Source organism: Burkholderia sp. Bp8998 (assembly GCF_003854235.1).
GTDB lineage: Bacteria > Pseudomonadota > Gammaproteobacteria > Burkholderiales > Burkholderiaceae > Burkholderia.
In genome coordinates this window covers 1-18,804 of sequence record NZ_QTQF01000014.1, presented here as the reverse complement: position 1 = coordinate 18,804, position 18,804 = coordinate 1, and the positions used below count along the sequence as shown (strand labels likewise).

Annotated in this window: 9 protein-coding genes and 1 pseudogene; all 10 read left to right on the top strand. The window is 66.8% G+C overall.

All coding sequences use genetic code 11. From position 1 onward, the window contains the following. Positions 1-422: 422 nt before the first annotated feature. Entirely contained in the window at positions 423-2,006 is a 1,584-nt protein-coding gene (locus DIE06_RS15745) for a multicopper oxidase family protein (RefSeq protein WP_124662216.1), read from the top strand. A 10-nt stretch (positions 2,007-2,016) separates the two neighbouring features. Further along, positions 2,017-3,624, top strand: coding sequence for a multicopper oxidase domain-containing protein (locus DIE06_RS15740; RefSeq protein ID WP_124662215.1), 1,608 nt, complete (start codon positions 2,017-2,019; stop codon positions 3,622-3,624). A 17-nt stretch (positions 3,625-3,641) separates the two neighbouring features. Further along, positions 3,642-11,996 (top strand): choice-of-anchor Q domain-containing protein, encoded by an 8,355-nt coding sequence (locus DIE06_RS15735; protein ID WP_185733412.1) that lies wholly within the window; start codon positions 3,642-3,644, stop codon positions 11,994-11,996. After that, a complete protein-coding gene (locus DIE06_RS15730) occupies positions 11,993-12,490 on the top strand; it encodes a hypothetical protein (protein ID WP_124662214.1) in 498 nt (165 codons plus the stop codon). Before DIE06_RS15735 ends, DIE06_RS15730 begins: the two co-directional genes overlap by 4 nt. 41 nt (positions 12,491-12,531) lie before the next feature. Beyond that, positions 12,532-13,362 carry an outer membrane lipoprotein-sorting protein gene (locus DIE06_RS15725; RefSeq protein ID WP_124662213.1) on the top strand — a complete coding sequence of 277 codons (831 nt, stop codon included), beginning with the start codon at positions 12,532-12,534 and terminating at the stop codon, positions 13,360-13,362. A 34-nt stretch (positions 13,363-13,396) separates the two neighbouring features. After that, positions 13,397-14,224 carry a hypothetical protein gene (locus DIE06_RS15720; protein WP_124662212.1) on the top strand — a complete coding sequence of 276 codons (828 nt, stop codon included), beginning with the start codon at positions 13,397-13,399 and terminating at the stop codon, positions 14,222-14,224. A gap of 110 nt (positions 14,225-14,334) precedes the next feature. Further along, positions 14,335-15,936 (top strand): cytochrome c, encoded by a 1,602-nt coding sequence (locus DIE06_RS15715; protein ID WP_260433628.1) that lies wholly within the window; start codon positions 14,335-14,337, stop codon positions 15,934-15,936. A 161-nt stretch (positions 15,937-16,097) separates the two neighbouring features. After that, complete coding sequence (locus DIE06_RS15710) at positions 16,098-17,483, top strand: cytochrome C (protein ID WP_221624055.1); 1,386 nt, start codon at positions 16,098-16,100, stop codon at positions 17,481-17,483. 156 nt (positions 17,484-17,639) lie between these two features. Then, on the top strand, positions 17,640-18,311 hold the full coding sequence (locus tag DIE06_RS15705; RefSeq protein ID WP_124662211.1) for a cytochrome c: 672 nt from the start codon (positions 17,640-17,642) through the stop codon (positions 18,309-18,311). Between the two features lie 146 nt (positions 18,312-18,457). After that, positions 18,458-18,804, top strand: a pseudogene (locus DIE06_RS15700) (c-type cytochrome biogenesis protein CcsB); the annotation flags it as partial.

Here is an 18,804-nt window from a genome sequence, read left to right as displayed (position 1 = left end):
CCCATGTGCCCGGCCCACGATTCTAATGAATTTCGGCGCCCGGGATGATTTCCGGGATGTGCCGTCGACCGGCCGTCCATCCACCTGCGATTCGATGACTCGCCGCGCAGCCGGCGAACCGGTCGCCCGGCAGCCCCGGCACGCACGAATCCGTGCGACTCGCCGATTTCCCGCTTTCCCGACGCTTTGATGCCGCGCGAGCCCGGCCGGCTGCCGCGCGCACGCGCCGTCGTACTGAGCATGACGCACCCACTCGCCGGGCCCCCCCTACGCAAAAGTAGGGAGGTGACCCATCCCGGCGCACAGCGCTCTTGTCCAGAATTCAGCTACGGGCAGCGGTCATGCTTCAGCCGGCCCGCGTTCGCATCAGCGCATGACTTCCAGCGCGAATCGCGCTGACTGGCCCCAGGGACGGAGGTCGTATGTCCAGTACCCGCGCGTATGTCGGCAGTGTTGCAGCACTGCTGATGCTGTTGTTCGCCATTCCTTCATTCGCCCAGTCGTTCCGCGTCCAGTGCCCGCCCACCACGACGCTGCACCCGACGGCGCTGCAGCCCGGGGCCGGAGAGCCCGCCTACACCGGGCCTTCCAACACCGGACAGAATTCCGCGCCGACCGGCGTCGTGAACGGTGCCATCAAATGCCAGCAGATCTCCGGCGGCGACGGCTACGCGACGATGGGCGACGGCACGCAGACGTACCTGTTCGCGTTCGGCCCGTTGTCGGGGATTTCCGACATCCTGCGGGGGCTGCCCGGCACGGAGTTCGCGGCGACGTTCAACACCGTCGGCGATCCGCGCACGGATCCGGCTTACAACGGCGCGGTCGGCCTCGTGCCCGATCCGGAATCCTCGCCGCCCGGCCAGCTGGACGGCCATGTCGACCCGCGGCCGATCATGGACGTCGGCGTGATGAACGGCAACATTCCGGCGCCGACGATGGGCATCGACGAAGACGACGAGTTCTTCCTCACGCTCACCAACGTCGGGATGATCATGCGGCCGGATCTGTTCGAGCAGCACACGGTGCACTTCCACGGCTATCCGAATGCGTCGTCGTTCTACGACGGCGTGCCGGACGCGTCGGTCGCGATCAACATCGGCGGCAGCTTCACCTACTACTACCTCGCGCCGGACGCGGGCACCTATTTCTGGCACTGCCATATCACGCCGCCGGAACACCTGCAGATGGGCATGGTCGGCCAGATCTTCGTGCGGCCGCGCCAGAACCGCGTGCCTTACGGCGCATCGCTGTACAACGCGCTGATGCGGCAGCAGAACGACCTGCGCACGAAGTGCGGCAACGACATCCTGTGCTCGACGCCGCTGCCGAAGTCGAACGGCGTGCTGCATGCGAGGAACAAGAGCGGCACGCCCACGCTTTACGCGTACAACGACGGCGACGGATCGACTGCCTACGACGTCGAGTATCCGCTCCAGATCCACGGCTTCGATCCGAACTTCCACTTCGTCGGCATGACGTTCAACCCGGAACCGTTCACCGACATGAAGGACAAGTACTTCCTGCTGAACGGGCGCAGCTATCCGGACACGCTGAACACGTTGCCTCCCGGCGCAGACGGCTCGATGCAGACGCCGGTCGCGGACGGCACGACGCACTTCTCGCAACCGTTGCCGGCGCTGATCAACATTCCTGCGGGCGGCAAGGCGCTGCTGAGGATCTCGGATCTCGACGTGAGCGAGTACCAGACGCTGGCATCGCTGGGCATTCCGATGCACGTGATCGCGATCAACGCGCGCCTGCTTCGCGACATGGCCGGCAACGACATGACCTACTACACGAACTCGATCACGCTGGGCGGCGGCGAGTCCCTCGACTTGATCCTCGACGCGAGCGACATCACGAAGTACGCGCCGGGCCAGATTTTTTACCTGTATACGCCGAATCTCGATCACCTGTCGAACGACGCCGAGAACTTCGGTGGCCTGATGACCGAGATCCACATCTGCCGTGCCGTGGACCCTGCCACGAAGGCGTGCTCCTAGGAGATCAACCGTGGGCCACATCATTCACCTCCTGCGGAGCGCCACGCTCGCCGGTCTCGCTCGCGCCGGGCGGTTCGGCGCAGCGGCGCTCGCCGCGCTCGTCTGCCTGCATGCGCAGGCCGCTGCGCCGGGCATCACCGGCACGCACTTTGACCTGAGCGCCGAGGCGGCGCGCATCAGCCAGCCCGACGGGGCGAGCGTCTACTCGTGGGGCTACGGCTGCCGCACCGCGCCGGCCGGATTCTCGCCGTCGAACATCGCGGGCGCGAACTGTCCGAGCATGCAGATTCCCGGTCCGACGCTGATCGTCAAGCAGGGCGACGTCGTCACGATCACGCTCACCAACAACCTGCCGGCGGCCGCCGGCAACACGTCGATCCTGTTTCCGGGATTCCAGGTTTGTGCGGCCGTGATGAATCCGGACGGCACGTGCCCCACGACGTTGACCGGCACGCCGGGCCTGCTGACGCGCGAGGCCGCGCACGGCGGCACCGTCACCTACAGCTTCGTTGCCTCGACCCCCGGCACGCACAGCTACTTCAGCGGCACGCAGGGCGACCTGCAGATCGAGATGGGCCTGTTCGGCGCGATCATCGTCCTGCCGACCTCCGCGCCGGGCACGCTCGCGGTGCCGACGGGCTGCCGTGCGGTGGCGGGCACGCTGCCTGACGGGCAGCCCGACTACCGCAATGCGGCGGCGGCGTACAACCTCGGCGCGGCATGCTACGACCGCGAGTACCTGTTCCAGTTCTCCGAGATGGACCCGCGGATTCATACGCAGGCCGAGGCGCAGGCCGCCAACCCGTGCACGCAGCCCAACGGCTGCATGACCGTCGCGACGGAGCCGTATCACCCGGCCTATTTCATGGTCAACGGCCGCTCGATGCCCGACGACATGGACCCGAACTACGCGGTGCAGTATCTGCACCAACCGTACAACGGCAATCCGCACATGCACCCGGGCGAGCTCGTGCTGTTGCGGATCATCGGCACCGGCCGCTGGCAGCACCCGTTCCACGAGCACGGCAACCACGTGCGCGTGCTGGCGCGCGACGGCAACCTGCTGCTGAGCCAGTCGGATCCGACCAAGCTCGCGGGCCCGCTGCTGTTCACGACGACGACGACGCCCGGCCAGACGCTGGACGGCATCTTCTACTGGACGGGCAAGGGGCTGAACTGGGACGTATACGGGCACAAGCCCGGCGACGGCAGCGTCTGCATTCCCGATGCGAACGGCTACTACACGCAGGATCCGACCGCGCCGAACTACTACGAGTGGTGCGCCGATCACAACAAGGCGCTCGAAGCTCATCCGTTCGGCAACGTCGGCAGCGGCGGCCCGGTCACGTTGCCGGACTCGCACATCCTGACGAACGGCGCGTGGTATGGCGGCAGTCCCTATCTCGGCCCCGACGCCACGGTCCGGGCGACGTCGCCTACCGGCACGACGCCGCCGAGCGGAACGATCGCGAATCCGCCGGGCAGCGAAGCGGGCTTTGCATTCATGTGGCACTCGCACAATGAGCGCGAGATCACCACGAACAACATCTTCCCCGGCGGAATGATGATGATGATGCTCGTCGATCCACAAGTCTTCGTGATCAACGAAGGCAACTAGAGGCGGGGAGAGTTGCGATGAGAGCCAACCAGTTCAAGGCGATGCTCGTCGACCTGCTCAAGGCAGGGGCGGTGGCATCCATTCTGCTCGCGACCGGCGAGGCCGCTTTCGCGCAAAGCGTCGCGCTGACGGCGAAGGCCACGACAGCCGCATTGCCCGACGGACAGTCCGTGCCGATGTGGGGCTACACCTGCTCGGCGGCCGCGACGGCGCCGGCGACCTGCGCGGCGGCGAATCCCGGCGCCGGCGGGAACTGGTCGCCGGTCGTGATCACGGTACCGCCGGGACCGCTGACGATCAGTCTGACCAACAGCCTGCCGGCGTCGGTGCCGACGTCGCTGGTGATCGTCGGCCAGTTCGGCGGCGGCCTGGGCACGACGGCAACCAGCACGGCGAGCCCGGCGCACCCGACGCAGACCGCGACGACCTGGCCGATCGCGGGGACCGGCAGCGGCGCGACGTTTACGCCGCCGCCGCAGGGCCCGCGCGTGCAGTCGTTCTCCACCGAGGTGGCGAAGGGCGCGACGACGACGCTCACGTGGCGCAACTTGCGGCCCGGCACCTATCTGATCGAATCGGGCACGCACCCGTCGATCCAGGGGCCGATGGGGCTGTACGGCGTGCTCGTGGTCCGGACGCCGCCCACGGCGGTGGATACGCACTCGCTCGCGTATCCGGGCATCCATTACGACGCCGACGTGCCGCTCGTGCTCAGCGAAATCGATCCGGTGCAGAACGCCGCCGTCGCGGCCGCCGTGGCGACCGCCGGCTTCAGCGAGACGAAGGTCTGGTCGGGCCTGTCGGGCGGGTGCGGCGATTCGAAGTCCGCGTCGTTCGGCACCTGCTATCCGCCGGCGGTGAACTACGATCCGCGCTATTACCTGATCAACGGCGTCGCGTTCGACCGCACGCATCCCGATGCGTCCGCCTTTCCCGCCGCCGCGCCCGGTGCCAACAACCAGGTGCTGCTGCGCTTCGTGAACGCGGGGCTGCGGATGCACGTGCCGTCGGTGGTCGGCGCGCAGACCGGCGCTGCCGGCAACTCCGGCTTCTCGCTCGTCGCCGAGGACGGCAATCCGCTGCCGGGTGCGCCGCGCGTGCAGTCGACCGTGTTCATGCCGGCCGGCAAGACCTATGACGTGATGATCAACGCGCCGGCCCAGGGCGCGCCCGCGCTGCCGGTGTACGACCGGCAATTGAGCCTGTCGACCGACAACCATCGCGACGGCGGCATGCAGGCCTATGTCAGCGTCAACAACGGCGCGCTGCCGACGGCGGGCGGCCAGAACGTGGTCGCCAATCCCGACAAGTACTTCCTCGTGGCCGGCAATCCGCTGACCGTCGCGGATCCGGCAAAAGGCGTCATCGCCAACGACGTCGGCGTGTACGGCGTGCAGATCAAGACGCCGCCGTCCGGCGGCACGGTATCGCTGAACCCGGATGGCACGTTTACCTACGTGCCGAACAGCGGCACCGCGTCCGACGCGTTCGAGTATCAGGTCAACGGCAATCCGAACATCCATACGACGGTGACGCTGGCTGCCTGCACCGCGGCCGCCAACTGCATGTCGGGCCCGCCGGTGGCGAGCGATGCCAGCTATACGAGCAACATCGCGTCGCGGCTGCAGGTCGGCGCCCCCGGCCTGACCGCGTACGGCAAGGATCCCGCCGGGCTGGCGCTGACCGCCACGCTGGCGGGCAGCGTGACGGGCGGCACCGTCACGGTGAATCCGGACGGATCGTTTTCCGCGGTGCCGACGACGCCGCCGGTTGTCGCGGCGAATGCCACCGTGACGTTCAAGTACACGGTGGTGAACTCGCAGAACACGGCGAGCGCGCCCGCGACCGCAACGGTGACGTTCCGCGGCGGCAGCGGACTCGCCGTCAAGGTGCTGGATGCGCCGAGCACCGCACCGGGCAAGACCCCGGTTCAGCTCAGCGACTACCGCTGGATCATCGAGGAGGACCGCACGTTCCAGATCGATCCGCGCTGCCAGGTGAACGTGACGCCGCGTCCCGCCGGCTGCCCGGCGCTGCCGGTGCCGAGTCTCGGCACGAACTTCCACAGCAGCTACATGCCGGTGGTGGCCGCGGGCTGCGTCGGCACGGTGGCCTGCGAGTCGAAGCAGACGGTGTACGACCCGACGACCAAGAATCACATCCCCGCGGTGTGCGACGTCGGCGACGGCGTGTGCCGGACGAACGCCTCGCAGCAAGTGCCGGTCGATCCGAGCCAGGTGGCGCTCGATCCGACGAAGCACTATTACATCTCGATCCTGCCGGGCGACGCCGGCAACAGCTTCTCGGCCGGCGCGGGCGCGCCGCAACCGATCGATCCGAACTCGACCGACCCCAACGCACCGAAGCGCCAGTTCAGCATCGCGCAGGACTGCCCGTCGGGCCCCGGCGGCGCGGACTTCGCGCCCGGCACGGGCACCTGCGGGCACACGATGGGCGGTGCGCCGATCGCGCCCGCGCAGAGGACCGTCAACGTGCTGTTGCAGGAAACGCCGTTGCAGACCGCGAAGATCTCGGTGTTCGTCTTCGAGGACGATGCGCCGGTCAACGGGGAAGTGGACGTGGGCGGCGGCACCGACGCGTTCGGCACGGCCCACGAGCCGGGCCTCGGCGGCTTCGAAATCAAGCTCTTCGACGACGCGGGCGGCACGGGCGACGCAACCGGGCAGATGACCTACGACATGTTCAACATGCCGCTGTCGAACTCGCTGCAGGGCACGCTCGATCCGCTCACCGGGCTGGATGCGTGCCCGATATCCCGCCAGGCCGGCGCGTTCGATCCGGTCACCGGCCAGTTCACCGGCCCCGACGGCCTGGTCGGCATGATCCCGACCTGCCCGAAATTCGAGTCGGACGGCAAGACGATGTCGCCGCTCGTGGGCCAGGCGGTCATCGCGAACCTGATGCCCGGCCGCTACGGCGTCGTCGCGACGCCGTCCGCCGACCGGATCGGACGCGGCGAGGAGTGGCTGCAGACGAACACGCTCGACGGGCAGAAGGCGCACGACGCGTTCATCAAGGTCGGCGGCCCGTCCTACTTCCAGGAATTCGGGCCGGCGGGCTTCCACGTGTCGATCGGCTTCGCAAACCCGAAGATCATCAATGACCGGCTGCCGGTCGCCTGCGCAGGCCGGACGTGCAACAACGCGGTGTCGGGCCAGATCACGAACCTTCACTACAGCCGCCCGCCGAACGAGAACCTCTATAGCTCGGGCTCGCGCGATTCGCTGGGCTTTACGCAGTGCTACGTGAGTCTCGGCGACACGGACGGCGAGGACATCTCGTTCACCAAGTGCGACACCGACGGCAAGTTCTCGTTCACGGGGCTGCCCGACGGCACGTTCCGGATCACGGTCTTCGATCAATGGAACGACCAGATCGTCGACGGACTGGCGACGGCGGTCCAGGTGGCGGGTGGCCAGAGCAAGGACCTCGGCCAGATCGCGGTGCTGCAGTGGCACACGAACCTGTACACGCGGACCTTCATGGACCTGAACGGCGACGGCGTCTCGCAGGACAGCGAGCCCGGGCTGACGCTCGTGCCGACCAACATCCGGTTCCGCGACGGCAGCTACTCGAACTTCAACAACACGGACCTGAACGGCTTTGCCGGGTTCAACGAAGTGTTCCCGCTGTTCAACTGGTATGTGGTCGAGGCCGATACGACGCGCTTCAAGCAGACGGGCGTGCACGTGGTCTATGACGCGGGCGGGCCGGTCGACGGCACGACCGGCGGAGGCAGCTCGACCATCGCGGCGAACTTCGCGAACACGACGGAAACCTCGACAGGGCAGTTGCCGACGAACCTGCGCGTGCCGGGGGCAGTGTATTGCGACAACGCCGATTGCGGTTCCGGTCAACGCACGGGTACGACGCCATCGACCGGGCGGGTCGATCCGCCGTGGGTGACGACCGAGGGCTGGCAGGGCTTCTCGGGCCAGAATTCGTTCATCGAGTTCGGCAAGAAGGCATTCGGCCCGACGGAGAACGGCGGCATCAAGGGTGAAGTGATCTACGCGTCGACGCGGCCGTTCGACGATCCGGCGCTGCTCATCCACACGAGCTGGACGCCGAATATCCCGAACGTGACGGTCAACCTGTATCAGGAGGGCACGGCCGCGGACGGTACGCAGAGCCTCACGCTGGTCGACACGACCAAGACCTCGAGCTGGGACGACTGGGCGCAAGGCTTCCGTTCCGACGGCGCCACGCCGAACATGAACTGCCCGGGACAGGAGACGAGCGACCCGTTCTACGCGGTCACGCTGAAGAACAGCGCCCAGTGGCTCGATCCGCAGCATCGTGCGCTGCCGTACAACTCGCAGTACAAGTGCTACGACGGCATGCATGCGTTCAACCAGGTGCAGCCGGCGCCGTACGACGGGATGTACCAGTTCCCGAGCGTGACGGCGAGGGACCTGCACAGCGGCCTGCCGACCGGCACGAACTGCAAGATCTGCGTGGCGAACCCGTCGGGCGACGGCACGCAGATGCTGCCGGCGGGCAAGTACGTGGTCGAAGTGATCGTGCCGCCCGGGTACGAGCTGGTGAAGGAGGAGGACAAGAACATCCTGATCGGCGACAACTACATCGCGCCGGTCACGCAGCAGTTCGGCGGGCTGGGCAACATCTTCATCCTGCCCGACCAGGCGGCGATGAACTCGACCTTCAACCCGAACAATGCTCAGAACCCGACGTCGGATCTCGGTTCGACGCCGCGGCACGAAGGCGACACGGGCAGCGTCGAGACGTTCTGGCCGTGCGTCGGCGAACTGCGCATCGTGCCGGACTACATCAGCCTGTTCCCGGGCTCGCAGGAAGTCGCACCGTTCGCGGGCGCCTCGCGGCACCTCTGCGATCGCAAGGAAGTGACGCTGACCAACGAGATGTCGGTGCTGGCGAAGTTCTGGCTGTTCAGCTCGACGCACGTCTCGGCGCACTATACCGGCTTCATGCTGGACGACTTCTCGTCGGAATTCGACCCGTATTCGCCGCAGTTCGGCGAGAAGTTCGCGGTGCCGAACGTGCCGATCTCGATCAAGGATTTCGGCGGCAACGAAGTCGCGCGCACCTACTCGGATTCGTGGGGCATCTTCAACGGGCTCAACTATTCGACCTGGCAAGTCAACCCGCCGAATCCGACGGGTTACGCGCCGACGATGATGGTGGCCTGCATGAACGATCCGGACATGCCCGACCCGGCGCATCCGGGCCGGACGATTCGCGACCCGCTGTTCAACCCCGCATACAGTCAGTTCTGCTACGAGATTCCATTCATGCCGGGGCAGACGCAGTACATGGATACGCCGGTCGTGCCGGTGCAGGCGTTCGCGGACGGCTACAACCAGCCCGACTGCGCGTATCCGGACGCCACGCCGGCGATCGCCAGCGTGACCGGCGATGCGAGCGGCGGGGGGGCAGGGCCGTGGGTCAGCGCGCCCGGCCACCGGCTGACGATCAACGCGCTCGGTGACCAGCCCGTGCCCAACAACGCGTACAACGGGCCGGCGGCGAGCACGACGCCGTTCAACCAGAAGTTCGTCACGCGCCACTACGGCTTCGGCAACCTGCCGGTGTCGTGTACGTTGAACACACCGTGCCAGAACGTCACGATCGGCGGCCTGCCGGCGGTGGTGACGTCGTGGAGCGATGCGCAGATCCAGGTCAACGCCCCGGCATTGCTCGGGCCGCAGGGCGCCTGCACGATCCAGCAGCGCAACGTCTCGACGCCGACCGGCTGCGGCGAGCTCGTCATCACGGCCGCCAACGGGAAGCGTTCCGTCGATACGGTCACCGTCACGGTGGGCGGCAAGCCGCCGACCTACGTCGGGGGCGAGAATGCAACGGGCGACGCGCTGCAGCAGGCGATCAACAACGCGACACCGGGCGACATGATCGTCGTCGGCCCAGGCACCTACAACGAAATGCTGGTGATGTGGAAGCCGGTCCGGCTGCAGGGCGTCGGCGCGCCGTCGGTGGTCGTCAACGCGAACACCCACCCGTCGGGCAAGATGGACACCTGGCGCAAGCTGGTCGACTGCCTGTTCGGCGTCGCGATGAATGGCGCGATGATTTCGAGCACGAATCCGTTCGATCCGAACGATCCGTCCAACGCCTTCTGTACCGCGAAGATGCAACGGCAGGTCGATCCGATCCCGTTCGAGCCGATCGTCGGCTGGGACAGCACCCTCAACGGCAATCTCGGCGAAATGCTGCTCGAGCCGTCGCTGATGGGCGCCTATGAAGGCGCGGGCATCACGGTGCTGGCCAAGGGCGTGCGGGACGTGCGGGTGCGAGGCGTGCTGCAGCCTGATCCGAACTGCACCGCGAACGGCATCTGCACGCCGCTCTCGGGGCCGGGGAACCCGCGCATCCCGACCTCGAACCCGCCGGACTGCACCAACTACCCGAGCAACTTCAAGTGCAATCCGTCGCGCATCGACGGCATCAGCTTCACGAACAGCTCGCAAGGCGGCGGCGGGATTTTCCTGCACGGCTGGGACCATCTGATGGAGGTGTCGAACAACCGCGTGTTCTCCAACGCCGGGACGCTGACGGGCGGCATCGCGATCGGCCAGGTCGAGGTGCCCGACGGCACCATCGCGGGCAACGGCGTGACCGAGCTGCCGTACCTGTTCAACAGCAACGTGAACGTGCACCACAACTACGTCACGTCGAACGCGTCGTATGGCGATGAAATCAACTCGAGCACGCCATCGTCGGCCGGCGGCGTCGTCTTCTGCACGGGCGCCGATTTCTACCACTTCAACTACAACTGGGTGTGCGGCAACCTGAGCAGCGGCGACGGCGGAGGTGTCGCGCACTTCGGGTTCAGCTACGACGGCGACATCTCGCACAACTGGGTGCTGTTCAACCAGAGCAACAACCCGACGTTGCCCACCTACGGCGGCGGCATCATCGCCCAGGGCGTACCGCCGGACGGGACCTTCTGCGAGAACTCGACGATCGACGTGGACTGCGCGCCCGAGCTGTCGGACGGCACCGGCCCGGGCCTGACGATCGACGGCAACCTGATCATGGGCAACACGGCGGAAAGCGGCAAGGGCGGCGGGCTGCGGTTGCAGCAGGTGAACGGCACCGAGGTGCAGCGCAGCCCGAACAACGCGGCAAACTGGTACACGGTGCGCGTGATCAACAACATCATCGGGAACAACGTGGCGGGCTGGGGCGGCGGCGGCGTCTCGCTGCAGGACGCGGTGGCCGTGAGCTTCGTGAACAACACGGTCGTCTCCAACGACGCGACCGCGACGGCCGGCGTGCTGTTCAATACGCAAGGGGCCACGCAGGCGAACGTCGGGCCGCCGAACTGCACGACGGTCGGCGCGGAAACGACCTGCAACCCGATCACGACGTCGACCTATCAGCCGGCCGGGCTGGAGACCGCGCGGCACACGACGAACTTCATCTCGGCGTTCACCCGCGCGGGCGTGAAGTGCCCGGCGGGGTTGCCGAACTGCACGACGTTCTCGAATCCGCTGCTGACCAACAACGTGTTCTGGCATAACCGGACGTTCTACATCACGGTGAGCGGACAGAATCCGAACATCCCGGGACTGCAGAACACGGTCACGCTGAACCCGACGTTGAACCAGGCCACGCATTCGACGGGTTACTGCGATCCGAATGCGGTCTACTGGGATATCGGCGGATACGGCGACACCGGGCCGGGCAACCATCAGTCGGGACTGACCATGAGCCCGCGTTACTCGATCCTGACCGACGCGGGCGACTACCCGAACGCGAACAACGTCGGGACCGACCCGGCGCTGGCAAGCCTGTACTGCAACGGCTCGCGGGTGCCGCCGGAAGGAGGCGGAAACGGCTTCGCGGTGCCGCCGGGCATCTCGGACACGGTGCTGCCGAACCCGTTGTTCAGCCTGCTGCCGTCGGCGGTGCCCGACGAAGGCAACCAGTGGATCAACATGTCGTACGGCCCGCTGTCGCTGTTCAACATGTCGGTCGTGCCGGGCGCCACGGGCTACGGCGTGCTGCTGGGCAACTACTCGATCACGACGGCTTCGCCGGCGCGCGATACCGGCACGGCGACGGGCGCGCCGAACCACGACATCTTCGGCACGCACCGGCCGCAAGGCGCCGGCTATGACCGCGGGGCGGTGGAGTTGTCGGCTGGCGGCACGCCGGTCGATCCGCTCGCGCTGAACGCGCAGCCTTCCGGCCTGCTCGGGTTGTTGCCGGCGTTGGCCACGGTGCCGGCGCTGCCCACATTGCCGGGGGGCGCAGTGCCCCTGCTGGGTACAGTGCCGGGGGGGAACACACTGCCGGCACTGACCAAATTGCCGGCACTGACCAAATTGCCGGGGGTGGCGCCATGAAACCTGCACGTTCCCTGTTCAGCCATGCGGCGCGCTGCGCCGGCGCCGCATGTGTCGCCGCCGCGCTGGCCCAGCCAGCCGCGGCCGGGCAGCAGGCGCAGCCGGCGTTCGCCCGGCACTCGCCGTATCGGCCGACGGGCCTGCCGCAACGCGCGAAGATCTACTACCAGATGACGCGCGGCATCGACAACATGCGGGTGCGTCACACCGCATCGGACAACCTGATCCGCTTCAGCTACCGCGTGACCGACCCGGTGGCGGCAAAGCGGCTCGGCGACAAGAGTGCGACGCCGCACCTGTACGGGCAAACGAGCCACGCGCTGCTCGACATCCCGGTGATGGACAAGATCGGCCAGTTGCGGCAGAGCGGTCCGCTGCAGGCCGGGCACGAATACTGGATGGTGTTCTCGAACAAGGGCAGCGCGATCAAGCCGGGCGAGCGCGTCAACGTGCTGGTCGGCTCGTTTCATATCGACGGGCTGGTGGTCGAATGACGCGCGGCAGTAAGCCGCGGCATAACGCAGGGAGACAACTCATGAATCGCTTTCTTTTGACGGGGATTTCGGTGGCGGCGGCAGTGGGCCTGCTGGCATCGACGCCCGATGCGCGCGCCGCATCGGCTGCGGGAACGGCCCAGGCGAGGGCCAAGGCCGTGCCGGTGGCGCGCATGAGCGCGCCGCAGATCGTCGAGCGCAACGTCGCGGCGCGCGGCGGGCTGCAGGCATGGCGCGCGGTCGGCTCGCTGACGATGACGGGGCTGATCGAGGCCGGCGGCAAGAAGAACACCGCGCTGCCGTTCGTGATGACGATGAAGCGGCCGCACAAGAGCCGCTTCGAAGTGCGCTTCAACGAACAGACGGCGTTCCAGGTCTACGACGGTGCGCAGGGGTGGAAGGTCAGGCCGTTCCTCGGACGCGACGAGGTCGAGCCCTATACGCCGGCGGAAGCGAAATCGGCTGCCGCCGCGGCCGAGCTGGACGGGCCGCTCGTCGATTACGCGAGCAAGGGCACCACCGTGCAGCTGGTCGGCACCGAGCAGGTGGAAGGGCATGGCGCCTACGTGCTGAAGCTGACGACGAAGGAGCATGCGGAACGCCGGGTCTGGATCGATGCATCGAGCTTTCTCGAACTGAAGATCGACGGCGAGCCGCGCATGCTCGACGGCAGGATGCACAACGTCTCGATCTACTACCGCGATTACCGGAAAGAGAACGGTCTCGACATCCCGCATGTGCTGGAGACCGTGGTCGCGGGCGTCAGCCCGACGCGCAAGCTGACGATCCAGAGCGTGAAGGTGAATGCGCCGACGGACGACGCATTGTTCGCCAGGCCGCAACTGGCGATGGCGAAGACGCCGGCCCATTAGGCCGGCACCGGGCATCCGGACGGGGGCAACGAACATGAAGCGTAACGCGTTATGGATGCTGGCCGGTTGCGTCGCGGCGGCCATGTTCCTGGTCGAGCAGATACCGGCCCAGAGCCTGAGTGCGGACCAGATCGTCGAGAAGAACGTCGCCGCGCGCGGTGGGCTCGACGCGTGGCGAAAAATCCAGACAATGGTCTGGATCGGGCACGTGGACAGTGCCAATGCCGTGGCAGCGAACCTGCCGTTCGTGCTGGCGATGAAGCGGCCGAACAAGACGCGCTTCGAGGTGACCGTGCTGAACCAGCGGGCCGTGCGCGTGTTCGACGGCAAGGACGGCTGGAAACTGCGACCGGGCGCGACCGGCAGGACCGATTTGCGGCCGTATACGAGCGACGAATTGAACTTCGCGCGCGACGAGCAGGTGATCGACGGGATGCTGATCGATCACGATGCGAAAGGCATCGGCGTCACGCTCGACGGTGTCGAGCAGATCGGCGGGCGCGAAGCGTACCGGCTCGCGGTGAAGCTGCCGTCCGGCCTGAGCCGTCATGTATGGATCGATGCGCGGACGTTCCTCGAGGTGAAGTACGACCGCGTGGTGCGGGATCTCCGTGGCCAACCGGTGAGCGTGGAGGTGGCCTACCTCGACTACCGGAACGTCGACGGCTTGCAGATGCCGTTCACGATCGAATCCGGCGGGGCCGCGTCCGCCAGGAAGGACCGGCTGATGATCGACAAGATCGCGCTCAATCCGTCGCTCGGAGACGCGATCTTCGCGAAGCCGGCTGCGCCGGGGCGCCGCGGTTCCGTTTCGATCGATGTCGACGCGACGCCGGCGATGCACGGCAAGTCGATGCCTTGATCATGAACGGTGCCCGCATCCTGCGACACGCGATCGTGCGCGGCACGCTGCCGCGCATACGGCGCCGGCTCGCTGCGTGGATCGGCGTTGCGCTGATCGCGATGCAGTGGATGCCGTCGCCCGATGCGCGAGGCGCGTCGGGCGAGCCGCCGCCCGCACCGGCGAGCGCGGGCGCGGCGATCTTCCGGCAGGGCCTGCTGGGTTCGGGCGAACCGCTCGAAGCGGTGCACGACGACGGCGTGCGGCTGCACGGCGCCGCGGCGGCCTGCATGAATTGCCATCGGTACAGCGGCCTCGGCGCGCGCGAGGGCACGAGCAACATTCCGCCGATCACCGGCCGTTATCTGTTTCAGCCGCGCGTCGAGAATCCCGACGACGCCAAGGTTCCCTTCGTGCCGGGCATGCGCTTCAATCGCGAACCGTATACCGATGCGACGATCGCGCGGGCGATCCGCGAGGGCCTCGATTCGGAAGGCAAACCGCTCAGCGGGCTGATGCCGCGGTATGCGCTGAACGATGCGGACATGAAGGCACTGATCGACTACCTGAAACGCCTCGACCGGCACGGGCCGGCAGGTGTCGACGACACGGTGCTGCACTTCGCGACGATCATCACGCCGGACGCGGACCCGGTGAAAAAACGCGGCATGCTCGACGTGCTCGTGAACTACTTCCACGACAAGAACGTCTTTCCGCTCGGTGCGACGCCGGCCCTGCGCTCGACGCGCAAGATGAAGTTCATGGTCAACCGCCGCTGGGCGCTGCACGTGTGGGAACTCGAGGGGCCGCCCGACACGTGGCACGAGCAGTTGCGACAGTATCTCGCGCGGCAACCGGTGCTGGCCGTGGTGTCGGGACTGGGCGGCCGGAACTGGGCGCCGGTTCATGATTTCTGCGAGCAGGAGGCGGTGCCCTGTCTGTTTCCGAACGTCGAGGTGCCGATCGAAACGGATCACGATTTCTATTCCGTGTATTTCTCGAAGGGGGTGCTGCTCGAGGCCGGGCTGATGGCCAAGCGCATGCTCGACGAGGCGGGCGCGGGGCCGGCCGCCAACACGGCGCGAACGGTCCGGCAGGTCTATCGCACGGGCGACAACGGCGAGCGCGGCGCGCAAGCGCTTGCCGCCGCGCTGAAGGCCCACGGCATCGCGGTGTCGAACCGGGCGCTCGCGCCCGGCGAGCCCGTCGTGCGCGCGCTGCACGGCGTGGCGCGCGACGACGTGCTCGTGCTGTGGCTGCGCCCGCCCGATATCGTCGCGCTCGGCCATGCGCCGCCCGCGTCGGACACGGTCTACATGTCGGGGCTGCTCGGCGGGCTCGACAACGCGCCGCTGCCGACGAACTGGCGCGGCGTGACGCGCATCGCCTATCCGTTCGACTTGCCGGAAGGGCGGCGCGTGCGCGTCGACTATGCGTATGGCTGGTTCTCGATCCGGCAGATTCCGGTGGTCGCGCCGCAGGTGCAGGCGGATACCTATCTCGCGTGCGGCCTGCTCGCCGAAACCCTGAGCCACCTGGTCGATGCGTTCGTGCGCGAGTACCTCGTCGAACGCATCCAGGACATGCTCGAACGCCGCATCCTGACCGGCTACTACCCGCGCCTGACGCTCGCACCCGGGCAGCACGTGGCGTCGAAGGGCGGCTATATCGTCCGGTTCGCCGGGCCGGACCGACTGAAGCTCGTCGCCGACGGCGGCTGGATCGTTCCGTGAGCGATGGTGCGGGGCGGCTGGATCGGGTAGAGACCAGACCGCGTTAAGAGGGAGTTGCCCCATGCCGGTTCCGGCCGGCGGTTCGCACAATGAAGACATCGCGCGACGGTCGAAGGTCGCGCACGCGAGTGGCGGCATACGGCTTGGGGGGAGAAGCAGCCATGACAACGTTTCTGGTCGACCTTGGCGCAGGTCATCGCTGGATGCGGCGCGGCGGGATGATCGTGCTCGCGGCGCTCGCATTGCTGCAGGCGTCCATCGTGCAGGCGCTGCCGATCTTCGCGCGCCAGACCGGGCAGAGCTGCGTCGCGTGCCATGCCGGCGGGCAGTTTCCCGAACTCACGCCGTACGGGCGCATGTTCAAGCTGAACGGCTATACGTTGGGCGAGCGCACGATTCCGCTCGCGGCGATGGCCGTCGGCGACCTGAGCAAGACGAGAGCCAACAGCGACGCCAGCGGCAATCCGGTCACGCCGAAGAACGGCCTGCCGATCTTCGACTTCGCGAGCGTGTTCCTCGCCGGGAAGATCACCGACCATCTCGGCGGGTTCGCGCAGTTCACCTATGCGAACTACGATCATCAGGATGCCAACGGAAAATGGAAGGGCTGGTGGGCGTCGGACAACACCGACTTCCGCTTCGTCGACCGGATCATCTCTCCCGCCAACGATCTGATCCTCGGCCTGACGCTGCACAACAACCCGACCGTGCAGGACGTCTTCAATACCGCGCCGGCCTGGAGCTATCCGTATGTCGGCTCGGCGATCAGTCCGGTGGCCGGCGTGCCGGTCACGCCGATCATCGAGGGCGGTCTCTCGATGCAGGTCGTCGGCATGGGCGGTTACCTGTACTGGAACAAGCTGGTCTATGCGGAGCTGACCGCCTACAGCACGGCCGACGGCATCTGGTCGTTCCTGAGCAAGGGCAACCACGCGGGCAACCCGGACCACCCGCAGGTCTATCTGCGCGGCTACAACCCGTATGCGCGGATCGCGCTGACGCGCGAATGGGGCCCGCATAACATCATGGTCGGTGCGTTCGGGTTGAGCGTCGACATCTATCCGAACGACCCGAACAGCTTCCCGATCTTCGGCACGGGCGTGACGCGCTATCGCGACTACGGTTTCGACACGCAGTACCAGTACCTGCTGGAGCCGCACACGATCACCGCACAGGCGCGCTACATACGCGAGAACATCCATGATCCGAACAATTTCGTCGTGAGCGACAATACGGCGGCGAACCTGAATTCGTTGCGGCTCAAGGCGTCGTATATCTACCAGGCCAAGTATGGCGTCAGCCTGTCGTTCTTCAACACGACGGGCACCGCGGACAGCACGCTGTATGCCGGGAGCGCGAACTTCCATCCGAACACGCAGGGCTGGACGCCGGAAATATTCTGGATTCCAGATCAGCACATTCGCATCGGCCTGCAGTACACGCACTTCACCAAGTTCCTCGGCGCGAAGACCAACTACGACGGCATGGGGCGCAACGCGAGGGACAACGATACGTTGTTTCTCTATCTATGGCTCGCTTCCTTCTGACTTCCCGTCCGGCCTTTCCCGCGCATCCGGCCGACTGGACCACGCGCAACGGGAGAGGGGCGCGCATCTCGCATCGCGTGTCGATGCGCATGCGCGGCGGCGCCAAACGGGATCGCATGGCAAGGCGGCAGAAAATGTGGCAGGGAGGTCGGTGACATGAACAAGGTGGCCCATCTCGTCTCGCTCGCGATGATGCTGGCCGGGGCCGGCTGCCACGACCTGGAGCGGTCGCGGCAAGTCGACAACCCGGCCGTGGCGGGCAAGACCATCGCGTTGCAGGTGTGCTCGAACTGCCATGGCGCGACCGGCGTCTCGGTGTCGCCGCAGTTTCCGAAGCTCGCCGGGCAGCGCAAGGAATACCTCGTCGATCAGTTGACGGACTTCAAGAGTCACGCGCGCGCCGATCCGAATGCGAAGCGGTACATGTGGGGCTTCACGCATCTGACCGACGCGCAGATCGACGACCTCGCCACCTATTTCTCGAGCCAGCATGCGCAGCTCGGCGAAGCCGGCGATCGCGCGCTGATGGACGCGGGCAGGGCGATTTTCGTATCGGGCCTGCCGGACAAGGGCGTCGCGGCGTGTATCGGATGTCATGGCCAGCATGGGGAAGGCGTCGACCGGTTTCCGCGTCTCGCCGGTCAGCATGCGGATTACGTGCTCAAGCAGCTCAATGTCTTCCGTGAAACCGACGCACGGCCACGCGGCGCGGTCATGAGGAGCGTGTGCGCGAACATGACGGAGCAGGAAATGCGCGCCGTCGCGGTATTCGTCGAGGCATTCCCGGCGGAACCCGAGACAGCGACGAGCCCGCCGGCCGAGCAATGAGCCGGCGGCGGTGAATCCGGCGTGCGGGGCGCGCACGCACGCCGGTGCCGACGGCGATCATTTCGGTGTCTCGTCTCCCCCGGGGCGGGGCACTGCTTTTTATTTCAGCCGTGCGCGGCGACATCGTGGGGAAGGCGATGAAGGTAATGCGATTCACTCGCGGCGGTGCGGCGTCCGTTGCCGTGCCGCCGTATCGGCAAACAGATGCGTTGCGCGAGGTTCGGGCAGTCGATCCGCACGACGACCGTCCGTTCCTCGCGCGCCTGTCGATCATCGACTGGCTGTTCGCGCTGGCACTCGTGGTCGGCGCGGGCCATGCGTTCGTGCACTACAACGCGCACATGGATGACTACGACAAGGCGGTGATGATCGGCACGGTGCCGGCCCTTGTCGTGCTCGGCTGGCGCTGGAAGCCGGCGCGGCTGATGATGGCGTCGATCGCGGTGCTGTCGCTGCTGTCGATCCAGATCTACCAGGGCGATCTCGCGCGCGC